At 68.6% G+C, this 26984-nt stretch carries 25 protein-coding genes and 6 pseudogenes; 15 read left to right on the top strand and 16 right to left on the bottom strand.

The genetic code is table 11. The annotated features are described in order from the left end of the window. The first annotated feature begins 10 nt into the window (after window positions 1–10). Window positions 11–1672: a beta-1,3-glucanase family protein gene (locus tag OG594_RS45485; RefSeq protein WP_266608542.1), complete on the top strand. Its 1662-nt coding sequence runs from the start codon at window positions 11–13 to the stop codon at window positions 1670–1672. Between the two features lie 144 nt (window positions 1673–1816). On the opposite strand, the gene OG594_RS45480 is transcribed toward OG594_RS45485, so the two are convergent. Then, a complete protein-coding gene (locus OG594_RS45480; protein WP_266608540.1) occupies window positions 1817–2680 on the bottom strand; it encodes an alpha/beta hydrolase in 864 nt (287 codons plus the stop codon). Window positions 2681–3091: 411 nt separating this feature from the next. Here OG594_RS45480 and OG594_RS47285 point away from each other — a divergent pair, with 411 nt between their 5' ends. The 3 genes from OG594_RS47285 to OG594_RS45465 all read left to right on the top strand — a co-directional run bounded on the left by OG594_RS47285 (window position 3092) and on the right by OG594_RS45465 (window position 4363). Next, a complete protein-coding gene (locus OG594_RS47285; RefSeq protein WP_323185472.1) occupies window positions 3092–3376 on the top strand; it encodes a hypothetical protein in 285 nt (94 codons plus the stop codon). Between the two features lie 66 nt (window positions 3377–3442). Next, window positions 3443–4171, top strand: coding sequence for a TetR/AcrR family transcriptional regulator (locus OG594_RS45470; RefSeq protein ID WP_266608536.1), 729 nt, complete (start codon window positions 3443–3445; stop codon window positions 4169–4171). A gap of 24 nt (window positions 4172–4195) precedes the next feature. After that, on the top strand, window positions 4196–4363 hold the full coding sequence (locus tag OG594_RS45465; RefSeq protein ID WP_266608534.1) for a hypothetical protein: 168 nt from the start codon (window positions 4196–4198) through the stop codon (window positions 4361–4363). A gap of 16 nt (window positions 4364–4379) precedes the next feature. On the opposite strand, the gene OG594_RS45460 is transcribed toward OG594_RS45465, so the two are convergent. Continuing rightward, window positions 4380–5255: a LysR family transcriptional regulator gene (locus OG594_RS45460; RefSeq protein WP_266608532.1), complete on the bottom strand. Its 876-nt coding sequence runs from the start codon at window positions 5253–5255 to the stop codon at window positions 4380–4382. 122 nt (window positions 5256–5377) lie between these two features. Between OG594_RS45460 and OG594_RS45455 the strand changes: the two genes are divergently transcribed. Continuing rightward, the gene (locus tag OG594_RS45455; protein WP_266608530.1) at window positions 5378–6376 is read left to right on the top strand and encodes an NADP-dependent oxidoreductase; all 999 of its coding nucleotides are present in this window, start codon (window positions 5378–5380) and stop codon (window positions 6374–6376) included. Window positions 6377–6633: 257 nt separating this feature from the next. After that, complete coding sequence (locus OG594_RS45450) at window positions 6634–7788, top strand: alpha/beta fold hydrolase (protein WP_266608529.1); 1155 nt, start codon at window positions 6634–6636, stop codon at window positions 7786–7788. Between the two features lie 8 nt (window positions 7789–7796). Here OG594_RS45450 and OG594_RS45445 read toward each other — a convergent pair. Then, window positions 7797–8596 (bottom strand): IS5 family transposase gene (locus OG594_RS45445; protein ID WP_266603152.1). Its coding sequence is split into 2 segments (ribosomal slippage): window positions 7797–8258 and window positions 8261–8596, totalling 798 coding nucleotides; the frame shifts between segments, so codons are not numbered across the junction. 40 nt (window positions 8597–8636) lie between these two features. Here OG594_RS45445 and OG594_RS45440 point away from each other — a divergent pair. Continuing rightward, window positions 8637–8849, top strand: coding sequence for an alpha/beta hydrolase (locus OG594_RS45440; RefSeq protein ID WP_266608526.1), 213 nt, complete (start codon window positions 8637–8639; stop codon window positions 8847–8849). An 84-nt stretch (window positions 8850–8933) separates the two neighbouring features. On the opposite strand, the gene OG594_RS45435 is transcribed toward OG594_RS45440, so the two are convergent. From OG594_RS45435 to OG594_RS45420, 4 genes and pseudogenes are all read right to left on the bottom strand, one after another. After that, window positions 8934–9260: a hypothetical protein gene (locus tag OG594_RS45435; RefSeq protein ID WP_266608524.1), complete on the bottom strand. Its 327-nt coding sequence runs from the start codon at window positions 9258–9260 to the stop codon at window positions 8934–8936. A gap of 521 nt (window positions 9261–9781) precedes the next feature. Continuing rightward, window positions 9782–10582: a hypothetical protein gene (locus tag OG594_RS45430; RefSeq protein WP_266608522.1), complete on the bottom strand. Its 801-nt coding sequence runs from the start codon at window positions 10580–10582 to the stop codon at window positions 9782–9784. A 473-nt stretch (window positions 10583–11055) separates the two neighbouring features. Continuing rightward, window positions 11056–11373, bottom strand: a pseudogene (locus OG594_RS45425) (transposase); the annotation flags it as partial. A 573-nt stretch (window positions 11374–11946) separates the two neighbouring features. After that, the gene (locus OG594_RS45420; RefSeq protein ID WP_266608520.1) at window positions 11947–12648 is read right to left on the bottom strand and encodes an NAD(P)-dependent oxidoreductase; all 702 of its coding nucleotides are present in this window, start codon (window positions 12646–12648) and stop codon (window positions 11947–11949) included. A gap of 127 nt (window positions 12649–12775) precedes the next feature. Here OG594_RS45420 and OG594_RS45415 point away from each other — a divergent pair, with 127 nt between their 5' ends. The 4 genes and pseudogenes from OG594_RS45415 to OG594_RS45400 form a co-directional block, all read left to right on the top strand. Further along, window positions 12776–13486: a TetR/AcrR family transcriptional regulator gene (locus tag OG594_RS45415; RefSeq protein WP_266608518.1), complete on the top strand. Its 711-nt coding sequence runs from the start codon at window positions 12776–12778 to the stop codon at window positions 13484–13486. A gap of 247 nt (window positions 13487–13733) precedes the next feature. Then, a pseudogene (locus OG594_RS45410) lies at window positions 13734–14252 on the top strand (winged helix-turn-helix domain-containing protein); the annotation flags it as partial. Next, a pseudogene (locus tag OG594_RS45405) lies at window positions 14252–14457 on the top strand (IS630 family transposase); the annotation flags it as partial. The pseudogenes OG594_RS45410 and OG594_RS45405, both read left to right, overlap by 1 nt. A 105-nt stretch (window positions 14458–14562) precedes the next feature. Then, window positions 14563–14861, top strand: a pseudogene (locus OG594_RS45400) (transposase); the annotation flags it as partial. 244 nt (window positions 14862–15105) lie between these two features. Here OG594_RS45400 and OG594_RS45395 read toward each other — a convergent pair. From OG594_RS45395 to OG594_RS45385, 3 genes are all read right to left on the bottom strand, one after another. Further along, window positions 15106–15426, bottom strand: coding sequence for a hypothetical protein (locus tag OG594_RS45395; protein ID WP_266608516.1), 321 nt, complete (start codon window positions 15424–15426; stop codon window positions 15106–15108). A gap of 12 nt (window positions 15427–15438) precedes the next feature. After that, window positions 15439–16920, bottom strand: coding sequence for an NF041680 family putative transposase (locus tag OG594_RS45390; RefSeq protein ID WP_266608515.1), 1482 nt, complete (start codon window positions 16918–16920; stop codon window positions 15439–15441). 431 nt (window positions 16921–17351) lie between these two features. Then, a complete protein-coding gene (locus OG594_RS45385; RefSeq protein WP_266608514.1) occupies window positions 17352–18686 on the bottom strand; it encodes an aspartate aminotransferase family protein in 1335 nt (444 codons plus the stop codon). Window positions 18687–18782: 96 nt separating this feature from the next. Here OG594_RS45385 and OG594_RS45380 point away from each other — a divergent pair, with 96 nt between their 5' ends. Beyond that, the gene (locus tag OG594_RS45380) at window positions 18783–19526 is read left to right on the top strand and encodes an SDR family oxidoreductase (RefSeq protein WP_323185470.1); all 744 of its coding nucleotides are present in this window, start codon (window positions 18783–18785) and stop codon (window positions 19524–19526) included. A 48-nt stretch (window positions 19527–19574) separates the two neighbouring features. On the opposite strand, the pseudogene OG594_RS45375 reads toward OG594_RS45380, so the two are convergent. From OG594_RS45375 to OG594_RS45350, 6 genes and pseudogenes are all read right to left on the bottom strand, one after another. Continuing rightward, window positions 19575–20039: pseudogene (locus tag OG594_RS45375) on the bottom strand (DUF6309 family protein); the annotation flags it as partial. Further along, window positions 20036–20845 carry a phytanoyl-CoA dioxygenase family protein gene (locus tag OG594_RS45370; protein WP_266608510.1) on the bottom strand — a complete coding sequence of 270 codons (810 nt, stop codon included), beginning with the start codon at window positions 20843–20845 and terminating at the stop codon, window positions 20036–20038. The pseudogene OG594_RS45375 and the gene OG594_RS45370, both read right to left, overlap by 4 nt. 463 nt (window positions 20846–21308) lie before the next feature. Further along, window positions 21309–21485, bottom strand: coding sequence for a hypothetical protein (locus tag OG594_RS45365; RefSeq protein ID WP_266608508.1), 177 nt, complete (start codon window positions 21483–21485; stop codon window positions 21309–21311). Between the two features lie 275 nt (window positions 21486–21760). Further along, window positions 21761–21985: a hypothetical protein gene (locus OG594_RS45360; RefSeq protein WP_266608506.1), complete on the bottom strand. Its 225-nt coding sequence runs from the start codon at window positions 21983–21985 to the stop codon at window positions 21761–21763. 431 nt (window positions 21986–22416) lie between these two features. After that, window positions 22417–22750: pseudogene (locus OG594_RS45355) on the bottom strand (DUF4394 domain-containing protein); the annotation flags it as partial. A 550-nt stretch (window positions 22751–23300) separates the two neighbouring features. Further along, entirely contained in the window at window positions 23301–24269 is a 969-nt protein-coding gene (locus OG594_RS45350; protein WP_266608504.1) for a YafY family protein, read from the bottom strand. 63 nt (window positions 24270–24332) lie between these two features. On the opposite strand from OG594_RS45350, the gene OG594_RS45345 reads away from it, so the two are divergent. The 3 genes from OG594_RS45345 to OG594_RS45335 all read left to right on the top strand — a co-directional run bounded on the left by OG594_RS45345 (window position 24333) and on the right by OG594_RS45335 (window position 26679). Beyond that, window positions 24333–25478 (top strand): epoxide hydrolase family protein, encoded by a 1146-nt coding sequence (locus tag OG594_RS45345; protein ID WP_266608502.1) that lies wholly within the window; start codon window positions 24333–24335, stop codon window positions 25476–25478. Between the two features lie 318 nt (window positions 25479–25796). Then, a complete protein-coding gene (locus OG594_RS45340; RefSeq protein ID WP_266608500.1) occupies window positions 25797–25931 on the top strand; it encodes a hypothetical protein in 135 nt (44 codons plus the stop codon). Between the two features lie 124 nt (window positions 25932–26055). Next, window positions 26056–26679, top strand: a complete 624-nt coding sequence (locus tag OG594_RS45335) for a DUF6000 family protein (RefSeq protein ID WP_266608498.1) — start codon at window positions 26056–26058, stop codon at window positions 26677–26679. The last annotated feature ends 305 nt before the right edge of the window (window positions 26680–26984 follow it).

The following is a 26984-nucleotide window of genomic DNA, read 5'->3' as shown; positions in this document are numbered from 1 at the left end:
CCAACGAACCATGCCCCGTAGAAAACTCCTCGCCGTGACAGCGGGCCTGGCCCTGGCCGTACCCGCCGCGGCAGCCTGGCTCGAGATGAGCGCCAACGCGTCCACCACCGCCACGCTCCCCCTGGACCTGGTGAACACCACCGGCAACAACACGGTGTACGCCTATGTGCTCGGCCGTGACCCCGCGGCCGGCGGCACCTGGGCCTTCATCCGGGCCAACGGCTTCAGCCTGTACCACCCGCCGGCTCCGGCCAACGATCAGACCCCGCTCGGGGTCGACTGTGCCATCCCGCTCAACGCGTCCGGCGCCGGAGCGCGAAGGGTGACGCTGCCGCGCCTGGACAGCGGCCGTATCTACTTCTCCGTCGGCACGAAGCTCACCTTCCTGGTGAACCGCGGCGGCGGTCTGGCCCTGCCGTCGGTGAGCAACCCTACCGACCCCAACGCGAACGTCGCTCACGACTTCTGCGAATTCACCTTCAACAGCGACCAGTTGTACGCCAACATCACGTTCGTCGACATGATCTCGCTCCCGATCGCCTTCCAACTGGAGACCGGCCAAGGCACCCAGACGGTGCGCGGGCTGCCCGCCGACGGACTGTCCCAGGTCACCGCCGCGCTGCGGGCCCAGTCCGCCGCCGACGGCAGCGACTGGAGCCGGCTGATCGTCACCGCGGGCGGCCGAGACTTGCGCGTACTCAGCCCCAACCTGGCGATCCGCGGCAACAACGCCTTGTTCCGCGGCTACTTCGACGGCTACGTAGACGAGGTGTGGAACAAGTACCGCTCCACCGACCTGCGCATCGACACCCAGTTCACCTGGGGAACCGTCACCGGCCGGGTGAACGGCAATGTCCTCGCCTTCCCCGGAGTCGGCAGCTTCGCCAAGCCGTCCACCCTTTCGGTCTTCTCCTGTAGCGACGCGCCCTTCACCACGGGCAACGACCTGATGGGCAATCTCAGCGCACGGCTCGCCGCCGCCTTCAACCGCACCACCCTGCTGGACAACCCCCACCAGCCGACCGCCGAAGAGCCCGCCGCCTTCTACACCCGGCCGCGCACCAACCACTACGCCCGCATCCTGCACAACACCACCCCCGACCATCTCGGGTACGCCTTCCCGTACGACGACGTGCACCCGGCCGGAGTCGACTTCGAGGGCAAGGTGCAGTCCGGCACCCCCGGCCGCTGGACCATCACGGTCGGCGGTGTGGCCGGCGGCGGCACACCGGCCCCGACTCCGACCGCCACCGCCCCGGGCGGCGGGGTCAGCGCCTTCACCACCATCCAGGCCGAGGCGTTCAATGCCCAGTCCGGAGCACAGGTGGAGGCCTGCTCCGACGGCGGCGGATCCGCCGTCGGCCATCTGTCCAACGGCGACTGGCTCAAGTTCTCGGCCGTCGCCTTCGGCTCCACCGGCGCCACCCGCTTCGACGCCCGCGTCGCTTCAGGGGCCGCCGGCGGAGTCAGCGGCCTGGTCCAGGTCCGCCTCGACAGCCCCACAGCCACCCCGGTCGGCGGCTTCGCCGTCGCCAACACCGGCGGCTGGCAGGCCTGGCGCACCGTCCCCGCCGACATCCGCCGCACCACCGGAACCCACGACGTCTATCTGACCTTCGACAGCGGCCAGTCCTCTGACTTCGTCAACGTCAACTGGTTCTCCTTCGCCTAGCCAGGCGGGGCCCGATCGGCGGCAGGGGCACTGGGGAGGCAGGTCGAGATTGCGCGGTTTGAGGGAAGTACCCTTCTGAATTCCTGCGTCGACTGGGGCTAGGGGTGTGCCCCGCACCCCGGGTGCCCGGGGTGCGGGGGCGCCTCAGACGAGGCTCGTCAGGAGCTCCGCGAAGACCTGCGGCCGGCTGAAGTAGCCGACGTGCGAGGCCGCGAGGGTGTGCACGTCGAAGGGATGGTGCGGGGTCAACGCGTCCGCCGTGCGGATCATCTGGTCCTGGACCGCCAGGGGAAGGCTTCGGTCGGCGGAGAGCCGGACGTAGGTGTGCGGCACCAGCCCCCACGCGTCGGCCCGGACCAACGCACCCGGCTCCATCGTCGAGTAGGTCTCGTCCGGATCCAGGGAGTCGAGCAGCAGCCGGAACTGGTGGTCGGTCGAGTCGGCCATGACGACGGCTTTCAACGCGGCGAACACGTCCGGATCAGCGTGGGCGGCCCGCCAGTTCAGCCGGACCACGCCCGGATCGCGAACGCCCGGCACGGCGATCCGGGCCACTGCGGCGTCCAGCAGGTTGTCGTCGACCACGTCCCACGCCTCGGCGAGCATGGCCGGATCGCTGAGGCAGAGCGCGGAGAGGTAGACCACCCGGTCGAGCAGCTCCGGTACGGCGTTGGCGACGGCGCTGATCGTCAGACCGCCGAGGCTGTTGCCGACCAGGACGATCTGCTCCGACGCCGCGAGCCGCCGCAGGGTGTCCACCACGTGGCGCACGTTGTCCTTCAACGTGACACCGCGCAGCGCGGAGGGCGCGGCAGCGAGTGCCGTGACGTCCTGGGGTTGCCGGTAATAGGCGGCAGGGGTATCGGCGAGGTCGCCGTGACCGGGCAGGTCGACGGCGTGCGAGCGGTAGCCGAGCAAGGCCAGCTCGTTCTGCAACGGGCCCCAGGCCCGGGCGTTGCTGGAGCCGCCGTGAACCAATACGAAAGTGGGGCGCGAGTCTGCGCGCATGGTGAAGATCCTCGTCATCCTGAGGTGAACGGTGGAGGTGGGACCTGGTGTCGGCAACGGCCGACACCACTGTCAGCGCGTCGACCGGGTGCGCAGGGCCTGCCAGTTGTGGATGACGGAACACATGCGGACGACCGTAACAGTCGCCTCCGCACCGCGCACGGCAGTTTCACGTCTCGTCAGCCCACCGGGCACGGCGAGGCAGCCGGAGCGGCCTACCGCTGGCCTTCGACAAGCAGGTCTACAAGCACCGAACGTGGTGGAACGGTGCTTCACCCGTCTCAAGCAGTGGCGCGGCACGAGATCCGAACGGGACCACCCGTCTCAACCATGACCGATGGCTAGCAGAAACCGCTCCTGAACTGTGCTTATACGGAAACTGGTTCAGTCAACACCACCATCCCGATCAAGGTGGTCCCGGCCACGGAGTCGCACGACATCAGCTTCCGGCAGGTCCACACGGCCGACGGCGGCCGCATCCGCAACCGAAAGATCTGCGAGCTCGACGGCCAGCAGCTGCTCCCCGGTCCGGACCCGCGTCTTCGACGCTACGAGGCGGGTCTGACATTGATACTCGTAGCGGATTCCGGTGGTCTCCCTCTCCGCTCCGGCGCCCTCGCTCACTCGGTCGGCTCCTGGCCGATGAGCAGGTCGAGCAGGCTGGCGGGGGCGTTGTCGCCGAAGATGAGCTGGTGATTCTTGTCGGATTCGGCGGCGAACTGGGCACTGCGGGGGAAAAGGGGCTGCTCATACGGAAAACCGATGCACGACGCTCACACGCTGATCTGGAACCGGCCGGAGCGGGCCGCGAAAGGCACCGCACCCTCACGCATGCGGGCGGAGATCACCAGCGCCGCTATCGCGATCGCCGATGCCGAGGGCATCGGGGCACTGTCCATGCGGCGCGTCGCCAAGGCACTGGGGACGGGCACAGCCTCGCTCTACCGCTACCTGACGTCCAAAGACGACCTGCTCGACCTCATGCTCGACACCGTAGCGGCCGAAGACGGCGGACCGCCTGCTCCTACCGGCGACTGGCGCGGCGACCTGCGAGGCCTGGCCCATCGCTACCGGTCCACCTTCTACCGGCATCCCTGGATGACCTCCCTCGCAGCAGGGCGCCCATCACTTGGGCTGAACTCCCTCGATGCCATCGAGCGCGCACTCGCCGCCATCGATCCCCTCGGCTTCGATATCGACGTCGTGATCACCGTCGTCGACACGCTGCAGGCCTTCGTCCGCGGCTACGCCATCGGCGAGCTAGCCCAGCAGGAAGCCGTCCGACGCTCCAAAGTGGGCATCCAGGAATGGATGGACGCCCACACGTCCTACCTCGACAAAGTCGTCAAGAGCGGGCACCATCCACTCCTCGCCCGGGTCATTCGTGATGCCGAGCTTCCCCACGCGGCCGACAGCGCCGAGCGCGGGTTCGAGCTGGGTCTCGAACGACTCCTCGACGGCTGGGAGGCCAACCTCCCGGCCCGGCCTTGACGATCCAACAGCGCCACCTTGGCGATGACCACGCCATCAGCCTTGGGCTGGAACACCGTGAAGTCCCAGTGCCGGGCGTCCTGGGCGATGTCGGCGACGGTCTGCTCCAGCGACGGCATCCACAGCACCGGGTGGGCCAGGTCCTTGCGCGGGATGCGCACCTCCGGGCCCTCGCGCATCGCCTTGCTGTAGGAGAAGGCGAGCCCGGTCAGGCTGCCGGGGCGGTCAGGACGGCCTTGGCCACCAGCTGAAGATTCCTGATCATCGGATTCGGGTCGCCCTTGCGGCTGACCAGGACGACCTGGCTGGGAGGAGAGCCCTCGATCGGGACGGTGACGAGGTCGGGGCGCAGTGAGCTACGCCGATCGCCGACCGGTAGCACGGCGAGCGCCCTGCCACTCGCGACGAGTTCGAGCTTGTCCTCGTAGCTCTCGATCGGCGGCACGTCGGCCCCGAGGATCCGGTAGGAAGTCCAGTCCGCGGTCTCGAACGGGCACGGTGCCGCCTCCTCGCCAGCCAGTTCTTCCGCGGTCACCGACGGGCGGTCGGCCAGGGGATGGCCGCGCGGGACCACGAGCATCCGGGGCTCCTCGTACAGAGGGGTGGTGAAGACGTCGTCGGCGGCGAGCGGCAGCGGGGCCCGCGCGATCAGGGCGTCGACGCGCTTGTCGGACAGCGCCCCGATGTCGCGGCAGCTCAAGTACCGGGTGGTGATCTCGGCGTCCGGGTGACGGCGGCGCAGTTCCCGTACGGCGGCAGTGATCACCAGGTCTTCAACGTAGCCGATGGCGATGTGTTCGGTCTCGGCTTGTTCACGCACGGCCAGTTCGGCCTGGCGGGCGGCCTGCAGCAGGGCTTGGGCGTGAGGGAGGAACCTCTGGCCGGCCGGAGTGAGCCGGGCGCCCTGGGGTACGCGGTCCAGCAGTCGTGCGCCGAGATTCTTCTCGAGCCGTTGGATCTGGCGGCTCAGCGCTGGCTGGGCCACGTGCAAGTCGACGGCGGCCCGGCCGAAGTGCTGGTGCGCCGCCACCACGGTGAAGTAGCGCACCAGCCGCAGTTCCAGGTCCTGTCCGAGATCGTTCACCCTTGCAGCGTACGCGTCATGTCGTTTCGGAATGATCAGGTTGCCGAACCGGTCTTGGACGGCCATGCCGTCCTGGGCCTTGACTGCAGGAGCAACGTTTCCCCAGGAAAGCGACAGACGCGATGAAGGCAATCCAGTTCCACGAAGCCGGCGGGCCGGAAGTTTTGCAGTATGACGAGGTGCCGGTTCCCGAGATCGGCCCGGGCGAAGTGCTCGTCCGGGTGCACGCGGCGGGCATCAACCCGCCGGACTGGTACCTGCGTGAGGGGATGAAGGTCATGCCGGCCGAGATGAGGCCGGCGCTGGAGTTCCCTCTGATCCCCGGAACGGACATGTCGGGCGTGGTCCAGACGGTCGCTCCGGACGTGCCGGGGTTCGCCGTCGGTGACGAGGTCTTCGGCATGCTGCGGTTCCCCGGATTCGACGGCCGGACGTACGCCGAGTACGTGGCCGCTCCGGCTTCGGACCTGGCTCACAAGCCGGCCGGTATCGACCACGTGCAGGCGGCTGGAGCTCCGATGGCCGTGCTTACGGCCTGGCAGTACCTGGTTGATCTCGGCCACGACGTGCCGTCCCCGTTCACCGGCCAGGTGCACCAGCCGGTGCCGATCACACCAGGGATGACCGTGCTGGTCAACGGGGCCGCCGGTGGAGTGGGCCACTTCGCGGTGCAGCTGGCGAAATGGAAGGGGGCACACGTCATCGCGGTGGCCTCGGGCCGGCACGAGCAGTTCCTGCGCAAGCTCGGCGCCGATGAGTTCATCGACTACACCACGACGCAGGCCGCGGACGCGGTCAGCGGTGTCGACCTGGTGATCGACACCGTCGGTGGCCCGGACAGCTCACGCTTCCTGACCGTGCTCAAGCGCGGCGGCACCATGCTTCCCGTGTTCTTCGCCCAGTACGACCCGGAAGAGACGGCGCGTCTGGGCATCACCGTCTCGAACATTCAGGTGCGTTCCAACGGCCCCCAGCTCGCCGAGATCGGGCGCCTGTTCAACGAGGGCAAGCTCCAGGTCGGGGTGGACAGCACCTACCCGCTGCCCGAGGCGGACAGCGCACACACCCGAGCCGCGCAAGGCCACATCCAAGGCAAGATCGTGCTGACGGTGGTCTCGTGATCGCCGAACTCCAGCAGAGGGTTGCGCACACACCCACGCCCTGGACAAGCTGAACTGGCCCGAGCTGGAAGCGGTCCTGACCGAAGACACCACCTGGACCTTTACGATGCCCGGACGGGGAGTGCTCGGCTCCCGCCGACCACTGGACACCTCTGGACGGGCGTGAAGTTCGCGGCAGCCTGGGGCTCTCGCGACGGTACGCGCAGCAGCGCCTCAACTGGCAGCCGAGCCAGTCCGGTGCGCTGGAGTGCGCCTCCATGACGGTGCCGCGCGACTGGTACCACCCGGGCACGGGGACGGACCTGACCGTCGCGGTGTCCCGGCACCGGGCCGCGGACCCCGCCGCGCGGCGGGGCGTGCTGATGATGGCGGCCGGCGGGCCCGGCGCCTCGGGGCTGGGCCGGCCGGCGGGCCTGGCGGCGTACTCGCCCAAGGTGGCGGCCGCATACGACGTCGTCGGCTTCGACCAGCGCGGGGTCGGGGCCAGCACGCAGGTGGTCTGCTCCGACCAGGACGCGGTGGACGCCCTGTTCACCAGCGGCGACCTGCGCGACCGCTCTCGCCGGGCCGTAGACGCCACCGTGGACCGGGCGCGGAACTTCGTACGGGACTGCGAGCGGCGGTCGGGCGATCTACTCCCGTACATCACCACCGACCAGGCCGTGCACGACATGGACCTGTTCCGGGCGCTGCTCGGCGAGTCGAAGGTGTCCTACTACGGACCCTCTTACGCCACCTTCCTCGGCGCCTACTACGCAACCGAGTTCCCGCACCGGGTCGACCGGGTGGTGCTCGACAGCAACATCGGCTTCACGGGTAGTTGGCAGAAGTTCCTGACGGGCCAGCCGATGAGCTTCCAACGCCGGTTCGAACAGGACTTCCTGCCCTGGCTCGCCGCGAACGACGCGACGTACCACCGGGGCCGGACCGCCGAGGAGGCCAAAACCTCGTACGAGCGGCTGCGGCGCGGACTGGGCGAGCACCCGCTGGACTTGGAGGGGACGACGGTCACCCCCAACCACCTCGACGCCGCCGCCACCTCCATCATCTACAGCGGCGACCGCTTCCCCGATCTGGCGATGCTGCTCGGTGTCCTGGAGCACCCGGAGGCGGCTCCGCCGGCCGCCCGCAAGGCCCTGGCCGAGAAGCTGAAGCACCCGCTGGGGGCGCAGTTCGCGGCAGACTTCTTCTCCGTCATCTGCCAGGACACCCCGTGGAACCACGACAGCGCCTTCTGGGTCCGCCGGAGCGCGGCCGACGGCGCCGCGTACCCGATGGCCGGGGCCCGTGAGCTGACCTTCGCCTCGGTCTGCGCCGCCTGGCCGCGCTCCCAGGCGCCCCGGGTGCAGGTCACCGGGCGGGGGCTGCCGCCGATCATGATGCTCAACTCGCTTCACGACCCGGCCACTTAGAGGTCATCTCATTTGGTGAGTCTTCGGTAGCAGATGAGGGTGCAGGCGATGCTGGCGAAGGCGAGGAAGTGGTCGGCTTTGCATTCGTAGCGGCGGTGGAGTCGGCGGCAGCCCGCGAGCCAGGCCATGGTGCGTTCGATGGTCCAGCGGTGGCGGCCCAGTCGCTGTGAGGACTCGATGCCTCTGCGGGCTATGCGGTGCTTGATGCCGCGCTGACGTAACCATTTCCGCAGGTGGGCGTAGTCGTAGCCCTTGTCAGCGTGGAGCTTGCCGGGCTTGCGCCGTCGGCGGCCACGGCGGGAGCGGATGGGCGGTATGCCGCGGACGAGGGGTTCGAGGGCCTGGCTGTCGTGCAGGTTCGCGCCCGAGATTCCGACGGACAGGGGCAGACCGGTCCGCTCGGTGATCAAGTGGATCTTCGATCCGAACTTGCCCCGATCGACAGGATTCGGACCTGTCAGGTCCCCCTTTTCAGGGCCCGCATGTTCACCGAGTCGATCGCGCAGCGGGACCAGTCCAGATCGCCGCGGGCGCCGAGCTCATCGAGGACCAGGCGGTGGAGCTTGGCCCACACCCGGGCCTTGCTCCACTCGGCAAAACGCCGGTGCGCCGTCGCTCCTGACGGCCCGAACGACGCCGTCGGCAACTGTTGCCACGTACAGCCCGACGTGGCAACGAACACGATCGCGGCGAGTACTTCCCGGTCGCCATGCCGACGCCGACCACCGCCCTGCGGTCGCGACGGGGCCTCCGGCACGACCCGCTGGAACAGCACCCACAACTCATCCGGCACCAGCCGGTCAACAATCCCCGCCACGACCGTCAGTCTACCCAACCATCCAAATGAGATGACTTCTTACTACGAGGGCGCGCTGCGGGCCCACCAGGGGACGGCCGGATCCCGGCTGATCACCGTCGGCGGCGGGGACCACGGCGTCTACCAGTCGCACAACCCCTGTGTGGACGCGTACGTCGAGGGCTTCCTCGTCGACGGCCGGATGCCGACCGAAGATGCCTCGTGCGAGGGCAAGCCTCTTCCCGACCCGACCGCTAGCCGGTAGGTCGTCTCCTTCGGATCTCGCCGGTCAAGCCCGTGTCGCCCGCGTGACCGACCCCTTCGACGTGTCCAGCCCCGCCGTGCGCATTCACCGAGGGAGGGACGTCCCGGGTTCTGTCGTCACCGAGCGCAGAGCGGTCCTCAGCCGCTCGGCCATCTCCGCCAGGAGGGCGGCCAGGGGTTCGGGCAGATGTACGGCCGCCTCCCGGATGACGGACAGGTGCGCGGTCCATTCCGCGAGCGGCCCCGACATGTCGACGTCGGCTTCGTACAGGGGCTGGTCGCCGATCGTCGCCCAGTCCAGCGGGTACTCGGCGCCGCCGCGCCGTCCGCACGTGCATACGGCCCGGAGCGCCTCGACGCGCGGACGGCGGTACCGGCCGTCGTACGCCGACCAGTGCCTGGTCGACGGCACGTCCGGACCACTCCCCACATCGAAATAGACCGGGCCCGGCTCAACACCACGGACAAGGACACCCACCAGCGCAATTGGATGCCGGAGCCCGGTGCGCCTCCGCTGTCTCCCCCAGCAGAGTCCGCGCCCGAGCCCAAGGCCGTACCCCTGGTCGGGATTCCGACCAGCAGCCCCGTGAGGCGTTCCCCAGCGCTGGGCCTGGACCGGCTGAACGAGGAGCAGCGGCGCCGGCACGGCGGACTCGGCGTGAGGAGAAAGGCCCCACGCGTCCGTAAGGCGGCGACGAAGACGGCTGCGGCGTCCGGGCCGCGCAAGAAGCGTTCCGGAAAGGGCTGAAGGCCCTCCAGCGGTACATCGCGCGGGAGGGCGTCCTGCCGGGGCCGGCGGGTGTGCCGGAGATGCCCGACAGCGACGTTCGCGGCGTCGGGGTGTGGCTCGCCCGCCAGAAGCAGCGCCGCGACAAGCTCGACCAGGCACAGCGCACTCACCGGGCCCGCCTAGCCTATGGCGGCAGGGTTGGGTCACTCGTTCTCGCGGTAGTTCATGAACCAGTGGGTGTCGAAGTAGCGGGCCATCGTGAACGGGTGGTGCGGGTCGAGGAGGATGCGGCAGATGAACTCCGCAGCCGAGCAATCGAAGGGGACGACGTCGTCATCGAAGGTCCGGATGGCGACGGACCAACGGTCTGGGTCGGTGCTGTGGTCGGTCTGCCAGCAGTACAGGTTCTCGTGCTCGGTGCTTGCCCAGATGAGCAGGCCGTCCTCGCGGAGGTGGGTCCACGGCTCCTGGTTCAGGGTGAGGAATCCATCGAAGGCGCCTTCCCCGAATGTCTCCACCATGCGTTTGTAGTCGCCGGGAAGACGCGTGCCCGCCTGTGCCTCGATCTGTGCCCAGTCGATGTCCGGCCGTTGCGGGGGCGAGGTCCAGGCGGTGATAACGATAAGCCGCTCAACCCAGTCCTCGTCCCGGCCGGTCCCCCCTGTAGCAGGCACCTGCACGCGCCGCGGCGCGGCCGCCAGCACTGGCCGGACGACTCCTTGCGCGTCCCGAGCGGTCCCGGCGCCGATCCACTGACCTCCGTACGCCCATGCCCGAATCGTCTCGCCCCGGCCTTCGAGGACAGCGAGAAGAGCCGCGCCACGGGACTCGTCCACGGTCGGGTCCGTGAAACCGTCCAAGACCAGGGTCCGTGGTGCCCCGTAACGGTCGGCCAGCCTGTCCACGAGCATGTGCGGGTCGGTGTCCAGCGACAGGTGCAGAGATCCACTCGGGGCGTCGATCCGGTCCAGCAGGTCATTAAGCATCGATTGCGTTAGCTCCATGACAGACAGGAAAGCGCACTTCACTGACAAGGGGCGCACTCGCCCAATGATCCCAACAGGTGCGCTTCAGACCTGCCCCAAGGACTGGTGCCGCGACGCCCGAACTCAAGGAAGTCCAGTCCGAAGGCCGGTAGCGGGGGATCTCTGTACACAAGAGCCGACGCCCCTGCTTTGCCCCCGGCCGTCTCGATCCAACATCAATGGCAGGAGCACAGTGGTTCTCCAACTTTCCGGGCAAACCGTCCAGGTTCGGTGTCAGAGGACAGCGGGCGCGGCATCACCGGAGTAGGCCCTTGCGGCGCAGGTCTGTTCGCCGCTCGTTAACGGCACCCGAAGTAGTGCCCGGCGGGGAAGGAGGGCTACGTCCCCGACCCCGGCATCCTGAGCCGGACGGACTGCCGGCCCGTCGATTGGCCGGAGGAGATCGAGGGCGGCGACCCGTCCCGGCCGCCGGCCTGGTGAGGGGATCCAGTGCGAAGCCAGATGACCAGGGCCTCTGCGGTGACTGTGCCGAGGAAGACGTAGCCGCGCTTTTCATACCGGGTCGCAACGGCCCGCGAGTTCTTCAGCTTGTTGACGGCCCGCTCCACGGTGTTGCGCTTCCTGTATCCGTCTTCGTCAAACCTCGGTGGCCGTCCGCCTCGTGATCCCTTACGCAGGCGGGCCTCCTGACTGTCGGCCTTCTCCTGGATCGTGTGCCGGATGCCTCGGCGCCGCGGGCACGCGCGGCAGGGGCCGTTGCTGTAGCCCTTGTCCGCTGCGACGGGGTCAGGCTTCTTACGTGGCCTACCCGGCCCAAGACGGCCAGTAGTCGCCGGCGGTGAGGTAGTGGAACGAGTGGGTGCTGCCACCGGAAAAGCCCGTGGCTGCGCCTCTCCCGAACGATGTACGAATCGGCGTGCCGTCGCGCGACCCTGGAGACGTGGCCCGCATCCGCTACTGCGCCTGCTGCGAGGCCCAACTACCGAGGAGCGCGTCGGTCCGGCGCCGATACTGCGACGACGTCGCCCGGGCCCAGGCATACCGGGACGGACGCAGAGCAGACCGCAGTTCACGCTCGGGCTGATGCTGGCCGAGGCGGAGTGGAACGGTGACACCCGCATGATCAGCATCTGACGTGTCCGGAGTGCGGCCGGATCACTTTCGCCGGCGGCGGCCGCTGCCAACGCGGTGTACTGCTCCGGCCGATGCCGGTCAAGAGCCTGGCGCCGCCGGGCTGCCCGTCGTACGAGGCAGCGTGCGTGATGTGCAGCCGTCACCGAAGCGAGCTGTACCGACGGGTATGACGGATCTACGTCACGCTCAGCGCACCCCGGGGCCTCGGAAGGAAAGCCTCCCTGCGGCGTCAGTCCGCAGCCGTCGGTTCAGTAGCCGATGGTGAAACGGCGCTGGACGAAACGGGGCAGTTCCGCCTCATCGACGAGAGCGACGGCGGCGTCCTCCACCGAGATGCGGCTGCGCCCGTCCGCGTCGAGTACGGGCTGATCGCCGCCGATCCGGAACCGGCCCGTACGCTCGCCGGGCGCTATGTCCTCCGCGGGGCTGAAGTAGGTCCACAACCGGTTGGAGGTGCGCAGGACGTCCAGCGCGTCCCGGTGGCCGCGCACCGCGGCGGTGTACTCCCGCGGCAGGCCGATCGCGTCGAGGGTTTCGTGCAATAGCTCGTCGGAGTCGGCCCGTACGAGTCCGGGCTCGATCTCCAGACTGCCGGCGCCGCCGATGACGATGAGCCGGGTCCGGGGATGGCTCTCCAGCGCCTTCAGGAGTGCTCGCGCGGCTGTGGCGTACACCGTGGGATCGGCGATCGAGCGGGCCACCGTGGCGGCGATGTCCTTGGCGGCATTTCCGGGCTGGAACCCGCTGATCAGGACGTCGAGGCCGGGTATGACGGCGGCGATGGCGTCGGCGTCGAGGACGTCGACGCTCTGCCAGACGACGTTCTTCCGGTCCTCGTCGATCTGCGTGGCGTCGCGGCTGAAGGCCGTGACGTGGTGCCCCCGGCCGAGTGCTTCGGTGACGACGCGACTGCCGATGCCGCCCGTGGCCCCGATGACTCCGATGTGCATGACTCTCCCCTAGTTGCTCATGCGGCGGTTACCCATGCCGTCCTCTTCTCTTCACGGCACGCAGTGACTATACGGCGTGAAGTATCGATACGGCACTCAGTATTGTGACGATGTAGAGTGAGTGATCGTGGGAAGCATCAAAGGGCGCCGCGAGCGGTTGCGGGCCGAGACGACCGCCGAGATCAAGAAGGTCGCGCTGGAGCTGATGGCCTCGGGAGGACCCGACGCGATCACGCTGCGGGCCATCGCTCGCGAGATGGGCATGACGGCCAACGCCATCTACGGCTACTTCGCCACCCGTGACGACTTGGTCACTACGCTGATCAAGAACGTCTACACCTCGCTGGCCGACACGGTGGACGCCGCCTGGGACTGCGCCCCCGCCGAGAATCCGGCCGCCCGGATCCAGGCATGGGCCTGCGCCTTCAGGAACTGGGCGCTGGCCAACCCCGAGGGCTTCCGCCTCATCTACGGCGACCCCGTGCCCGGCTACCGGCCCCCCGAGGGCGGCGCCGCCCCGGACGCCGCCCACCGTGTCTGTACCGGCATCACCGCGCTGGCGGCCACCGCCTGGCCGCACGCCGAACACCGCTACGCGGACAGCGACTTCGAGTGGTCCGACTTCGACGCCGGTCTCCTCGACAAGGTCCGCCCGACCTTCCCCGACCTGCCCCCGGCCGCCGTGGCCCTCGCCCTGCGCATCTGGAGCCACCTGCACGGCCTGGTGTCACTTGAGATCTACGGCCACCTACAGACCCAGGCCCTTAGCCCGGAAAAACTCTTCCGTGAAGAACTGGCCCAGCTCATCCGGTCCTTGAGCATCACCCCGCAGGGGTAACGGCCCCACACAAGGGGCGCCTGCGAGCTGAGCCGGTTGTGGGGCCGCTGCCTTGTCGCGTGCAGGCACGCACCCAACGCTGGGGCAGCGATCCCACCAATTTGCGCACCACGCCCAAGGACGTCCTCCTGGGAAAATGCGTGGTGCTTAAGCACCGATCCCTGAACGCGCAGGGTTCATTTACTGACCTTGAAGGTGGGTTGTCGTAGGGGCTGACGATCGGTGATCATCGCGGTATGCCGGGTGTCTGAGGTATCCGCAGGGTGGGGGTCTGACCGCGGAGAGGCAAGCGTTGGAGGCAGCGGCTATGTTCGCCGCCGGGCGGGGCAGTACGGACGTCGCAAAGGAGTTACGGGTCAGAGTCCGGTCGGTCCAGCGATGGCGGCAGGCCTGGAAGGCGGCCGGCCGGAACGGGGTTCGGTCCCGCGGACCGGCGTCCAGGCCGAAACTGAGCGACGCACTGTTCGACGTGCTCGAGGAAGAGCTGGCCAAGGGCCCGGTCGCGCATGGCTGGCCTGACCAGAGATGGACGCTGGCCAGGATCAAGACGCTGATCGGCCGGCGGTTCCACAAGTCGATGACCCTGTCGGGGATCTCGCAGATGCTGCGGAGACACGGTTGGAGTCATCAGCTTCCGGCCCGTCGTGCGGGCGAGCGCGACGAGGCGGTGGTGGCCGGCTGCGTGAAGGACGTGTGGCCGCACGTGGAAACACCGCGGCGGCACTCGGGGCCTGGATCGTCTTTGATGACGAAGCCGGATTCTCGATGCCGCCGCCGACCTCCCGCACCTGGAGCCGACGCGGAACCACACCGGTCATCCGAGTCCGCGGCCGTTCCCAGCGGCGCTTCTCCGTCTCCATCTCAGCCCTGTGCTGCTACAAACCCGGCGAACGCTCTACCGGCCCAAACAACGTGCCGATCACAAGAGCGGCGGTCGCAAGAGCTTCGCCTGGACCGAGTACCGCGACCTCCCGCCAGATCCAATACCGCAGCGACATCATCGACGGATGCCTCACCGGAACCGGACTCACACTAAGACGTCGTTTCTTATGGCTTGATCGTTCGCTGAACGGTGCATGGCGGATCTGGTTGAGCGGCTGGTGCCGGACGAGTTGTGGGTGCTGCTCCGGCGGGTGGTACCGCCGACGGAGGTGATACGTCCGCAAGGCGGGGGCCGGAGTCGTGCGGGTGATCGCGAGCCTTGGCGGCGATCATCTTCGTGGCGACCTCGGGCTGCACCTGGCGGCAGCTTCCGCCGGTGTTCGGTTCGAGCGGGCAGACGGTGTACCGGCGGTTCGCCCAGTGGAGCCGAGCCCGGGTCTGGGGCCGGCTCCATCGCGTTGTCCTCGACGAGCTCGGCGCCCGAGGCGACCTCGGCGACCTCGGCGACCTCGGCGACGGACAACGAACTCCTGTCCTCGTCCGTCGCACCCAGCGACCAGGTGTTGGTCTCCCGCTCCACCCGCCGATCAGCCGGCTCCAGCACCAGCGGCTCGGCCGCCACCTCAGCGATCCACGTCAACAGCACCGCAGCAGTATCCCTGCACAGCTCTGCCCGAGAACCACCAAAGGAAACAACGCCTTAGCTTGACGTTTAACGTCAGTCTGCTGCTCTTCCGTCAGTCAGAGATCGGTGGTTGCGTGTCATCGTTGGCCAGTTTCGTGGCGACCATCGTTGTGAAGTGTTCGAGCACGTCGAACGGCAGCTGCTGGTTGCCGTCGAAGTGGACGTAGGGCGGCTTTTCCACCTTTGAGTCATGGGCGATGACGGTGACGGCCGCGGGACCCGGTAGGAAGCCGTTGCGACAGGGGCTGGCCGTCCGGTCGGCAGGGGCGGAGCGGGACTCGCTCAACTCGAAGTACCACGCCTCGTCGCCCTGCACATAGGTCGACTGCAGGCAGTAATGGTCACCGTCGTGTTCCCAGGTCTCCAAGGCCATGGGAGAAGACTGTCACGTGGGTCTTTCACCAGCAACGCGCCGGGGTTTGGTGCCGATCTGGTGGTGTGCGGGGCGGGTGTAGGGCTCGCCGGTGGCGAGGACGCGTCCGACGTCGTAGCGGGTGGCGGGCCGCTGGTTCTTCGATCCGAGGGGGCGGCCGGGGCCGGGTCGGGTGGGTTTCGGTGCACGGGCTGGCGTGCCCGTCCGCGCGTGCAGGTTCCTGAACCCCCGACGGACCCGGGCGGGGGTGAGCTTGTTCGGTTCCGCCGGTCGTTCCCAAGGCCGGCGGAGATCCGTGGCGAGGGGGCGGGCGAGGCGGAGTTGCGCGTGTGCGGCCAGGACGAGCCAGGTCCAGCGGTCGGCCGCGGTGGAGTCTCGGAGCTTGGGTCGCGTCCAGCCGAGGGTCTGCTTGAGCAGGCGGAACGTGTGCTCAACGTCGAACCTGCGCAGGAACGCTTGCCAACACCGGTCGACGTCCCCGGGGGCCGCTCCGGTCCCCGACCACCACAACCAGACTGGCTTGTTGACCCCGCCGCTGGGCAGCTGCGCCACGGTCAGCCGGATCACCGTGCCCTCGATGATCGGCAACGGGCCCTCGTGATTTCCCCACGCCGCCCGACGCGTCAGCCGAGGATGGAGCCGGTCCCACGCCTGCGCGATGGCGGTTCCGTACCGCTCCGTCGCGGTCGCGGTGACGGCCGTCTCCTCGCCCCAGGTGTCGGGGTCGCCGAACACGAACTCGCCGCCGTGCTTCGGGGGACGCCCGCCCTGCGGTGGGCAGATCCACGGGACGGGGACCGGCTTGCGCATGACCCGGTCCGACCGAAGTCGGCCCAGGACCTCGATCGGCATGTCCGCCAAGAGGTGCGCGATCCGGGGCGCGTCGTAGCCGGCGTCCAGGACAACGAGGACGTCCGGTTGGCCCCGCTGCCACTGACCGGCCGCGATGAGGCGTTCGACGACCTCGCGGACCTGGCTGGCGGTGACGGCCGCGAGGTCGGCGCCGGGCTCCAGCCGGATCGCGTCCAACAGCGCCGTCCAGGAAGTGCGGCCTGGCTCCAGCGCGGCAACGATCGAGTACGGCCAACCCGGCACCATCTGGTGTTTGCCCAGGCCCCGGCCGAAGGTGTGGCAGAACGACCGGTCCGAGCATGTGTCCGCGTCCGGCCGCAGCCACGGCGACACGTCCACCGCGAGGACCAGGCGCCCGTCGACCGCCCGGGGCAACGGGACCCCGGCCAGGGCCCGCCGAAGTCGGGCGACGTCGATCCGACCCTGGTTCAGCCCGGCGTAGAGGGCGCCGTGCCCGCGCCGGTGCTCGGGGGCGAGCGCCAGGTCCACGAGAGTCTGGACCGGGCCGTCCGTGCACAACAGGGCGTCGCACAACTCGAAAAGGGCATCGCCTCGGGCGAGCAGGGACGCGTACAGCTCGGTGCGGAACGCTGTCACCGCCGTGAACGCGTCTCGTTGAACCCCGTGCTCGACCCGTTCCACGATCCGGCCTCCACGCGCCGCGCCGACCCTCCCCGCAGGATCCGGCCCCGGCCCCGTGGACACGCCGTGAACGGGGGAACCGCCGAACAAGTTCGAGCCCTGTTCGATGGCGGACCAAAAACGTCAAGCTTAGGACCTGAAATTCCAGCTCAGGCTCCAGGGCGCAAGGTCGAACAACACCAGTCGACCCCCGACGTGGTGGCCGCGCCCTGCCCTTGATGCGTCGTCATGACCTCGACGCTACCGGTGCTTCCATCGGCGGGGATGGCTTGGGCACCACCACGTCGATCTGCGTCACGTCGTCCGGTCCTGTGAGGAGGAGAAGGACCCAACCGGCGGTCAACGGCTCCGTCGACGTGCGCTCCAAACGACCAGAATGCCGACTTCGTCTCCCCGGGTTCAGGTCCAGCTGGGTGATCGCGGGTTTGCCGTCACAGGGCCTTGAACGCTTCCGTGACAGCCTCGCAGGTGGCCGCGAGGTCGTCGTCCGTGACCGCGGCTGAGACGAACCAGCAGGCCATGGGGAAGGCGTTGGCGTGGACTCCGCGTTCGAGGAGTTCATGCCGGAAGGCGTGGGACCGAGCCTGGTCGACGCGCAGCAGGTCGCGGTAGTTGCGCGTGGGGCGGCCGTCGGCAGTGAAGACGGTCTGGAACATGGCACCGACTCCTTGCACGGAGCAGGGGATTCCCTGGTCGTGCGCCGCCTTCCGTGCCGTCTCCATGACCTGGCGGCCGGTGTCGTCGATCCGTTGGACGACGGCGGGATCGCCGAGTTGCCGCAGGGTCACCAGGGCGGCCGTCGCGCACAGCGGCGAGGCGTTGTACGTGCCGCCGTGCTTGACCCGTCCCGAGGCGAGTGCGTCCATGATCTCTTGGTGTCCGGCGAAGGCGGCGATGGGCAGGCCGCCCCCGAGGGCCTTGGAGAACACGGCGAGGTCGGGTTCTACGCCGAAGAGGGCCTGCGCCCCGCCAGGGCCGGTGCGGAACCCGGTGCAGACCTCGTCGAAGATCAGCACGATGCCGCGGGTGGTGCACTCCTCGCGCAAGGCCTCAAGGTATCCCGCCTCGGGCATGGTGCAGGCGTTGTTGGCGACGATCGGCTCACAAATGACGGCGGCGAGCTCCCCGGCATGGGCGTCGAGCACGGCACGCAGCGCGGTCACGTCGTTCCAGGGGCAGACCACGACATCCTCCACGACACCGGCGGGGATTCCCGGGGAGTGCGGGACGGGCCGTGGCGTGTCGGAGGGGCCGGCCTCGTGCTCCGTGGGGCGGTTCGAGATCGCCAGGGTGTCCGACCACCCGTGGTAGTGCCCTTCGAACTTCAGGATCCGGGAGCGCCCGGTGTGGCCGCGGGCAGCACGTACGGCGCCCTGTACGGCCTCGCTGCCGGAGTTCGCGAAGCGGACGAGTTCCGCGCAGGGCACCATCTGGCAGATCGTCTCCGCCAGCTCTACCTCCGGAACGTTGCAGGTGCCGAACATCGTGCCGTTGTGCAGCACCTGGGTGAGGGCGTCCGTCAGCACGGGCGGGGCATGGCCGAGGACCGCGCTGCCGTAGGAGATGAGGTAATCGATGTACTCGTTGCCGTCGACGTCCCGGATCCGGGAGCCGGACCCGCTGCTGATGTAGAGCGGGTAAGGATGCGGCCCTGTGGAGGTGAGGCGGGAGGACGAACTGATCCCGCCCGCGAGGGAGTGCTGCGCACGCTCGAACCACGACCTGCTGCCGCCCGTGCCGTGCAGCGCCTGTAAGCGGTCATTCATGGCTGCTCCTGTTTGCTGAGGTGTGCCCGGGGACACGCTTGCGGGTGTTCGGACCGGCGTCATGGACGGCGTGAGACGAAGGGGTGGTGCGGTGTGGTGAGGACGGCTGTGGTCACGGGCGCGGGGAGCGGTATCGGGCAGGCGTGTGCCCTGGGTCTGCTGGCCGACGGCTGGACGGTCGTGCTGACCGGCCGTCGCGAGGAGCGGCTGCGTGAATCGGCGCGCCTCGCCGATACCCGCGACCGCGACCGGGCGGTGGTGCTGCCCGCAGATGTCACCGACGCGGAGTCCGTGGACGCACTGTTCTCTGCAGTGGTGGAACGGTGTGGACGCCTGGACCTGCTGTTCAACAACGCCGCTGACGTCATGCCGTACACGCCCACCGAGAATGTGGACGTGGCGGACTGGCATCGGGTCATGGACTCGATCGCCACCGGAACCTTCCTGTGTTCGCGGGCGGCCTTCCGGATCATGAAGGCGCAGGCCCCCCGGGGCGGGCGGATCATCAACAACGGGGCACCGTCCGCCCAGATGCCGAGGCCGGACTCGGTCGCGTTCACCGCGGCCAAACATGCCGTGGCCGGCATCACCCGCTCGCTCTCCCTCGACGGCCGCCGCTACGACATCTCCTGTGGACAGATCGACATCGGCAACGTGACCCCCGCCGACCGTCCTCAGCCCGCCGTCCGGCAGTCCGACGGCTCACTGCGGGTGGAGCCCACCATGGACATCCGGCACGTGGTCGACATGGTCCGGGCCATGGCCGCCCTTCCGGTCGGGGTGAACATCCAGTCCGTCCTGGTCATGCCCAGCGCCATGCCCTATGTCGGCCGGGGATAGGCCCGCCACGTACGCGTGCAGCAGCTGGCCGGGCGCCAGGCGTTTCGCCCGCTCCCAGGCCAGCATCCGGTGCAGTCCGTCCAGGTGGATCAGTCCTTCCCGGACGGACAGTCCCTCGTAGTCCGGTCCACCCACTGCCCTGGTGCTCAGGAACACCGCGGTGGGCTCGGCGTGGACCTGGCGGGCCAGCTTTCGTGCGCACAGCGGATTGGACGCGGCGTACGCATCCCCCAGTGCCGCCAGCCGGGCGGCGGCGGCCCGCACGGTGAGGCCCGTCCTCGGAATCAGCTCGACTTCCCCGTCCTCGCCCAGATGCCAGGGCAGCACCACGCCGCTGACCTCCGGCCCCTCCAGCAGCACCCGGTGCCAGCGGCCCTTCGCGAGGGCCTGAGCGTTGCGGATATGGGTCTTCGCCTCGTCGTTGGAGTTGGCCATGTCCCCAGGATGGTAGGGATGGTGCCGCGTGAAGTAGCCCAGGACTGTGTCGAAGGAGACGGCCTCTAGGACCCTCATGCCGCCCGCCCGACGTCTCCCGGCTCGTACACGCCGAAATGACGTTCCTCGAACAACTCCGCCCACCGTCCTTGTCCCAGCTGGCGCTCCCGGCCGACCGCCAGTATCCGCCGCCAGTACGGCTTGACCGGCGGCCACAGCTCACCCGTACGGCAGTACGACGCGTCGATCATGTACCTGTCGGCGTCCTCGCCCGCGGACGCGTCCCCGGCACGTCGGGTGTGGAACAGCGCGGAATGGAGGACCACCGCTGACCCCGGGGGCAGCTCAGTGATCAGTACCTCTCCCGGCAGCGCGACCGTCCCGAGATGACTGCGAGCGTCCTTCTCCGCGACCTCGTGGTGCGAGCCGGGCAGCACGGCGAGAGCGCCCATGCCCGGCCGCAGGCCTTGGATGTAGTGAAGAACGTGAACCATCGGAAGCCGCCGATGCCGCTGGGGTCGCTGCTCGTAGTCGTGGTGCCAGGGCTTGCCCGGGGCTCCGGAGGGGCGGCGGTCACTGTGGAGGTGGTGGAACACGAAGGCAGGGCCGAGCAGGTTCTCGTCCTCCAGCAGCTCCAGCAGCGGCGAGAACGCGGCCAGCTCCCCGTGTGCCGTCATCTCCAGCTCAACCGTCTCCGGTACCGGGCACCGATCCGGCCGTAAGCAGGCGTCGATGGAACGCTGTCGCAACCCGGAGTCCACCCAGTGGTCGACTTCCCGTGTCAGACGTCCGAGGAAAATGCTGGGCAGAAGGCCCGGAAGCACCAGGAACCCCTTCTCGTCGAACTCCTTGATGTGCGCTGCAACATCCGAAGCGGCGATCACGCGGCTGAACCTCCGTTGTACACCGATGGGCGGCCAGGGATAGATCAGGTTGCGCCATCCATCTCCAGGTCTTTCCGGAGCCATACCGTTACGCAGCGAAATGGCCGGTCCCCAACCCCTGGAGGTGTGACAGCAGGGCCTCAAAGGGGGGGAAGGGCTCCTTCCGGGACGGATGAGGCACCGACGCCAAGGACGAACGGCCGGTTCGTGCGCCCAAAATGGGTCGGCGCCGGACAACCTCGCCACCCCCGGAGGAGCGGCGCACACCGCTCGTCGCCCGATCCAACTCCCCCGCGGTCCATCCGCTACGGCGTCCTCGGCCCCCTGGTGTGTCTCGCGGGCGTGGGCGTGATCACGCAGGCCTGCCGTCACTGACTTGCTGGCGCCGATTTCCGTTCAGGAACTCTTCAAGCCGCTACCTGCTCGGCTGGGGCGAGGAATCGGCGACCGAGGGTCGTGTACCTCACGACGGTCGTTTGCGGGCCGGCCGTGCTGCGGCTGGGCGCATCAGGCGCCGGACGAGGGTGACGGCGACGCCGGATATCTCGGCGATGTCCGCTGCCGACAGGCCCGTGCTCTGGAGCCGGCGTGCGGCTGCGGCGGCTTCGGATGAGGGGATGCGGGCGGGGCGGCCGGCCATGAGTTTGCTGGTGCGCCGGGCGCGGTACCGGCGGGCCGCGGCCCTGCACTGCGACCGCTGGCAGCCGTAGTCGGCGCAGGTGGGGCTGCCGTGCCTGACACGAGACAGCAGCGGCTGCCTGCGTTCCCTGCCAGCGGCGCGGGTCTGCGTGGAGGCTGAGGGTGCTGGTGAGTTTGTGCCGGTTCGATTCTGCCCGCTCACGACCACGTCTGTGCCCCGCACCTCTGTGGTCAGATCACGCGGGGCGTACGACGGAGGGCGGGAAGCAGCGGTGGTCAGTCCGGCCGGTCCTTGCCACGCTCGGAATCCGGCGAGGTGCCGGTCGTGCCTGGTGCGGGCGGATCATCGCGCGGCCACAGGCTGAGCACGTCGAGTAGCTGCGCGAGGTCGGCGCGATCAATGGCGCGGTCGGCGGCCGCGCGGCGTGCTGCGTTCCGGTCCACGACCCCCACCGGGGCCAGGAGGGTGGATGCCTCCGAGGAGGAGAAGGGGTCTTTCATGGCGTGATGCCACCACAGACGGCGTCACCCTGCAGGGCGGACTGCGCCAACCGGTAACTCGACGGCAGCCTGACTACGCTCATGTTCCGGGGACGGCAGGGCGATCCGGGCGTACGGCGCGGATCGGCGCCAGTTCTGGTGGGCAGAGGGGTCGCTTCGCACGGGTTCCGCTCTCCTCGCCCCGGGCTGGCGGCGTGACGGCAAGTCCGGGGGCGAGGGGCGGTGAGCCGCAGCCACCCCTTCCGGGTGCCCGAGGCACCACCAGAACACCCCAGTGATCTTGTGTCGGCCACTCACCGCACCGGTCGTACGTTTTCCATCACTCGTATGCGGATGTGGACACGCGCACGATCAATTTCCTCGACCGCGCATCCGATGCGTCCGTGGGGCCGGGCCGCCCCCGAGCGGCCCGGCCCCACGGGCGAGTGGGGTCAGTTCTGGTTGAGAGGGAGGGCGATGTCGGTGACCTGCTGACGGGCCAGGAACATGCCCTGGCCGGTGGACGTTGATGGCGGCGAAGCCCTTGTTGGGGCCGGTCTTGGCGTCGTAGTAGATGTCGAACCCGGCGCCCGGTCCGGCGTTGACGCCCAGGCTCCCGGTCGGGGCGAGCGTGCCGGCGTTGGCCGGAGACTGCAGCGAGATCCGGTCGGCCGTCGTGTCGAGGTCGAACAGCGAGGTCGCGGTCGCCGCGTCCAGGTCGTTGTTGGTGTACGCGGCGCCGGTCACCCCCAGAGCCGTGGACGGCGGCGTGGCGGGGTTACTGAGGATTTCAAGGTGGGGTCGGTGGGTTGATGGCCAAACCTGTGGCTGTGAGGCAGCCGTCGATCAGGTGGGGCCGGAGTTGGATTCTGCGTAACTCGCGGCGGAGTGTGCGGTCGAGGTCGTCGGGTGTGTCGAATGCGGTATTGGCCATCGCTCTGCGCATGATCCAGGCACCGGACGCCGCCGCGAGGCTGTGTCGAGGCTTCTCCATCAGGTCCACCGCCCACGCCATCTCCTGCACGCCCTCCAACTTCGCCAGACCTGGGGTGGGGCCGAGGCGGAAACCGCCCAGCAGCGGCTTGCCCGAAGCGGCGTAGGGCCGGTGGTTCGGGTCGCGGGCGGCGGCCTTTGATCTGTGTCCCGTCTCGATTGATCTGGTCCGGGCCCGGAGCTGTGGGCTGCGACGACCAGATGGGTCGCGACGGTTGCCTGACGCGGATCTCAATTGACGTGGTCGGTCAGGGCAGTTCTCCAGAGTTGTCTCAGATGATCTGGTCCGGCAGTGGCGAATCTGGTTGACGCCGGTCTTGGCACGTCTGGCAGGTCTTTTCGCTCAGGGGGTAGGCAGTGTGGAGCGGGAGTAGCGGTCCGCGAGTCGACGCAGGTGGGTGACCAGTTCCGGGGGCTCGGTGACATAGAAGTCGAAGTCGAGCATGCCCAGATAGACCGCGAGGGTTTGCACCGTATCGGCGCCGGTGGTCAGGACGCAGGTGTTGGCGTCGAGTGCCTCGACCGTGCCGACGGCAGGGTTGATCTGCTCGATCACCGCCGCCGCCGGAGCGTGGACGGTAACCCGTGCGTGGTAGAGCCAGGCAGCGCCCGATACTCGTTGGGAGACGTACACCGCGGCGTCGCCACCGGGCAGTTCGCGCGGGGTGAAGCGCGGCCCGGTCGGAGTGCGGGGCTGGATTCGGTCGGCCCGGAAGGTCCGCCAGTCCTGGCGCTCGACGTCCCATGCCACCAGGTACCAGCGCTGTCCCCAGTTCACCGCCCGATATGGCTCCACGATGCGGCGGGTGGGCGAGCCGGTGTGGTCCAGGTAGTCGAAGCGCAGTCGTTCCTGGTCGTGGCAGGCGGACGCCAGGGTGGTCAGTACCTCCGCGGTGACGGTCGGGGCCCGACGGTCGGCCGGCACGGCCACGGTGTACGTCATGAGGGTCCGCACCCGGCGGCGCAGCCGGGAGGGCAGCACCTGCTCCAGCTTGGCGAGCGCCCGCAGGGAGGTTTCCTCGGTGCCGGGCACGGTGCCCTGCGCGGCGGTGCGCAGCGCGACCGTCACCGCGACGGCCTCCTCGTCGTCGAGGAGCAGCGGAGGCATCGCCGCCCCGGCGCCCAGCCGGTAGCCGCCGGTGGATCCGCGTGTGGCCTCCACGGGGTAGCCGAGCTCGCGCAGTCGGTCGATGTCGTTGCGGACGGTGCGGCCGCTCACCCCGAGGCGCCCGGCCAGTTCGGATCCCGGCCAAGCCCTCGGGGTCTGCAGAAGGGAGAGCAGGCGCAGCAACCGCGCGGATGTATCAAGCATGAGAATAAGCCTGTCGTGCTTTTAGGAACGTATCGTGCCTATATTGAGAATACTGTCGTACCCATGGAGAACAAGCGCAACACCGACGCCCTGATCCAGCCGTTCCGCATCGACGTCCGGCAGGAGGAGCTCGACGACCTGCGGGAGCGGCTGGCGCGTACGCGCTGGGGCGTCGAGATCCCCGGCGCCGGCTGGAGCCGGGGAGTGCCCACCGACTACCTCAAGGCCCTGGCCGCGTACTGGGCCGACGGTTTCGACTGGCGCAAGGCGGAGGCGGAGCTTAATGAGTTCCCGCAGTTCACCACCGAGATCGATGGCCAGAACATCCACTTCCTGCACGTCCGTTCGCAGAACCCTGCGGCCGTGCCGCTGCTTCTGCTGCATGACTGGCCCTGCTCGTTCGTGCAGTTCGTCGAGGTCATCCGGCCGCTGGCGGAGGACTTCCACGTCGTTGTGACGTCCACGCCCGGCACTGGTTTCTCCGGTCCGCTCGGCGAGGCCGGCTGGAACACCGGCCGCATCGCGGGGGCGTTCGTCGAGCTGATGGGGCGGCTCGGCTACAGCACTTACGGCGTCCAGGGAACAGGTGGTGGAGCCTGGATCGCTACCGAGATGGGGCGGCAGGCACCCGACCTGGTCGTCGGCATTCACGTCAACGGCCTGGTCACCTTCCCCTCTGGGGATCCTGCCGAGTTCGAGGGGCTGACCGCGTCCGAGCAGGAGCGGCTGGCGCGGCTGGAGGATTTCCAGCAGGACAAGATGGGCTTCAACGCCATCCAGTCCACTCGTCCGCAGACCCTCGCCTACGGACTGCATGACTCGCCGGTCGGCCAACTCGCTTGGATCGCTGAGAAGTTCAAGGAATGGACGGACCCCGCCGCCGCGCTCCCCGAGGACGCCGTGGGCCGCGACCGCCTGCTGACCAATATCAGTGTCTACTGGTTCAGCGGCACGGCGGGCTCCTCGGCAAACTTGTACTACGAGGCGGGCCACGACCCGAGCGCCTGGGCCCCGAAGGCCCGCGGCACCGTCCCGACCGGCGTCGCCGTCGCCCTGCACACCGACATCACCATCCGCCGCTTCGCCGAGCGAGACCACAACATCACCCACTGGACCGAGCTCGAGCGCGGTGGCAACTTCCTCTCACTGGAGCAGCCAGAGGCGTTCGTCGCCGACGTCCGCGCCTTCTTCGGCACGCGCGGCGCCTGACACCTCAAGGTCGGTCAGCCCCGGCATCCGATGCGGTCACGGGGCCAGTCTGTCACCCGCGCGATCTTGGTCCACCGCCTTTTCCACTGCTCGCGGAGAACCAGATCATCTGACACGACGAGCGAACCGGACCAGATCACTTGAGACAGGGACCGCATCGACAGAGACGGGACAATCTGGAGCACTTGTCCTGTGACAGCGAAGGTTGATCTTTGCCATCGAACGACGAGAACGTCATCACGATCGAGATCCTGGCCACGATCCGACCGCCGTCGCGGCGGAGCAGCGGATCTCCGAGCTGTTCCTCTCCAGCGGCCCGTGCCGGCTGCGCCGCACCCGGGCGAGGCCGAGGTGCAGGTGTTGGTGTACGCGGACGTCACCCGTAACCCGGATGAGGGCAGCTACCTCTACCCCGAGGAGCAGGCGGAGGACGCAGGCGCGTTTCCTCGGTGAACCCGCTCCCCCGGCGGAGTGAGCCACCCCCAACCCGACTCCTCTCTTCTCTGGACTGGCGATCGCTACTCAGGGCGTGGGTAAACCGCTGGCAGCTGGGTCGTCCCCGCGCAAGGATGCAGGCATGCTTGATGCCAACACCGACCCCGAGCTGATGGACCTGGTCCGACGATTCGTCACGCCCGGCCGGCGGTACATGCGGCTGGGCGGAAGCTCACTCCGGTTGAGCGGGCCTGAGCGCGACCTGTTCGTGAGGGAGCTGGTCCAGGCTGCCGGGGAGATCACTCCCACTGAACTCGGCATCCTTTTCGAGGGCGGGTGGCGAGAGCGCAGGACTGCCTCCTGGCTGGTTGCCGTGGCCGGGAGGACCGAGTTCCGGAGCCGCATCGGCGAACTCCTGCTGGCCAGCGGAGGCCCCTACCAAGGGTCCCTCTGCATCGCTCTTGCCACCTTCGGCACCAGCGCGGACGCCGACCTGCTCTGCAAATGCCTTGATCGCTACCTGCCTGAACCCGACCTCCGCTGGGACCAGACCGCGGTATTCAGCACACTGCTTCACCTCGATGCCGTCCTTGGGACCGAGCGGGCAGCCCCATACCTTGCGGCCGGTGGACTATGGCAGCAGTGGACTGCTGCCACGCCGAACACGGTGCGGGATCCGCAGGAGTACCGGCAGGTCGTGGACCAGCTCTGTTCCTTCGCCAGCGAGTGCACTGAACTCTTCGCCAGAACGGAACTCAGGAACTGAGCCTCCTGACCTAACGGCTGGAAGCCGACTGCTTCGGAGGCCCCAAGGTCCGCAGGCTTGGAGCTCGGCGAAGAACTGACCCACCGGCTTCACCAAGGCCTCGTTCGTGTCCAGCAGCGCGTAAGGCCGCGCCGGATCCGCTGACTACACCAACCCACCCGAGTCCGGCAGTACGAAGCCAACCAGACCCCGGTCAGAACCACCGTCACGAGCATGGCCGCGAAGCTAGCAGAAACCCTATCTGACCTGCGAATACACCTTCCCTAGTTCAGCCAACGGGACGCTGCCGGTCGCGCTATACACCG

The organism is Streptomyces sp. NBC_01214, assembly GCF_026340975.1.
Taxonomy (GTDB): domain Bacteria; phylum Actinomycetota; class Actinomycetes; order Streptomycetales; family Streptomycetaceae; genus Streptomyces.
The sequence above is the reverse complement of the archived record's forward strand: the minus strand, read 5'-3'. Positions and strand labels throughout refer to the sequence as shown.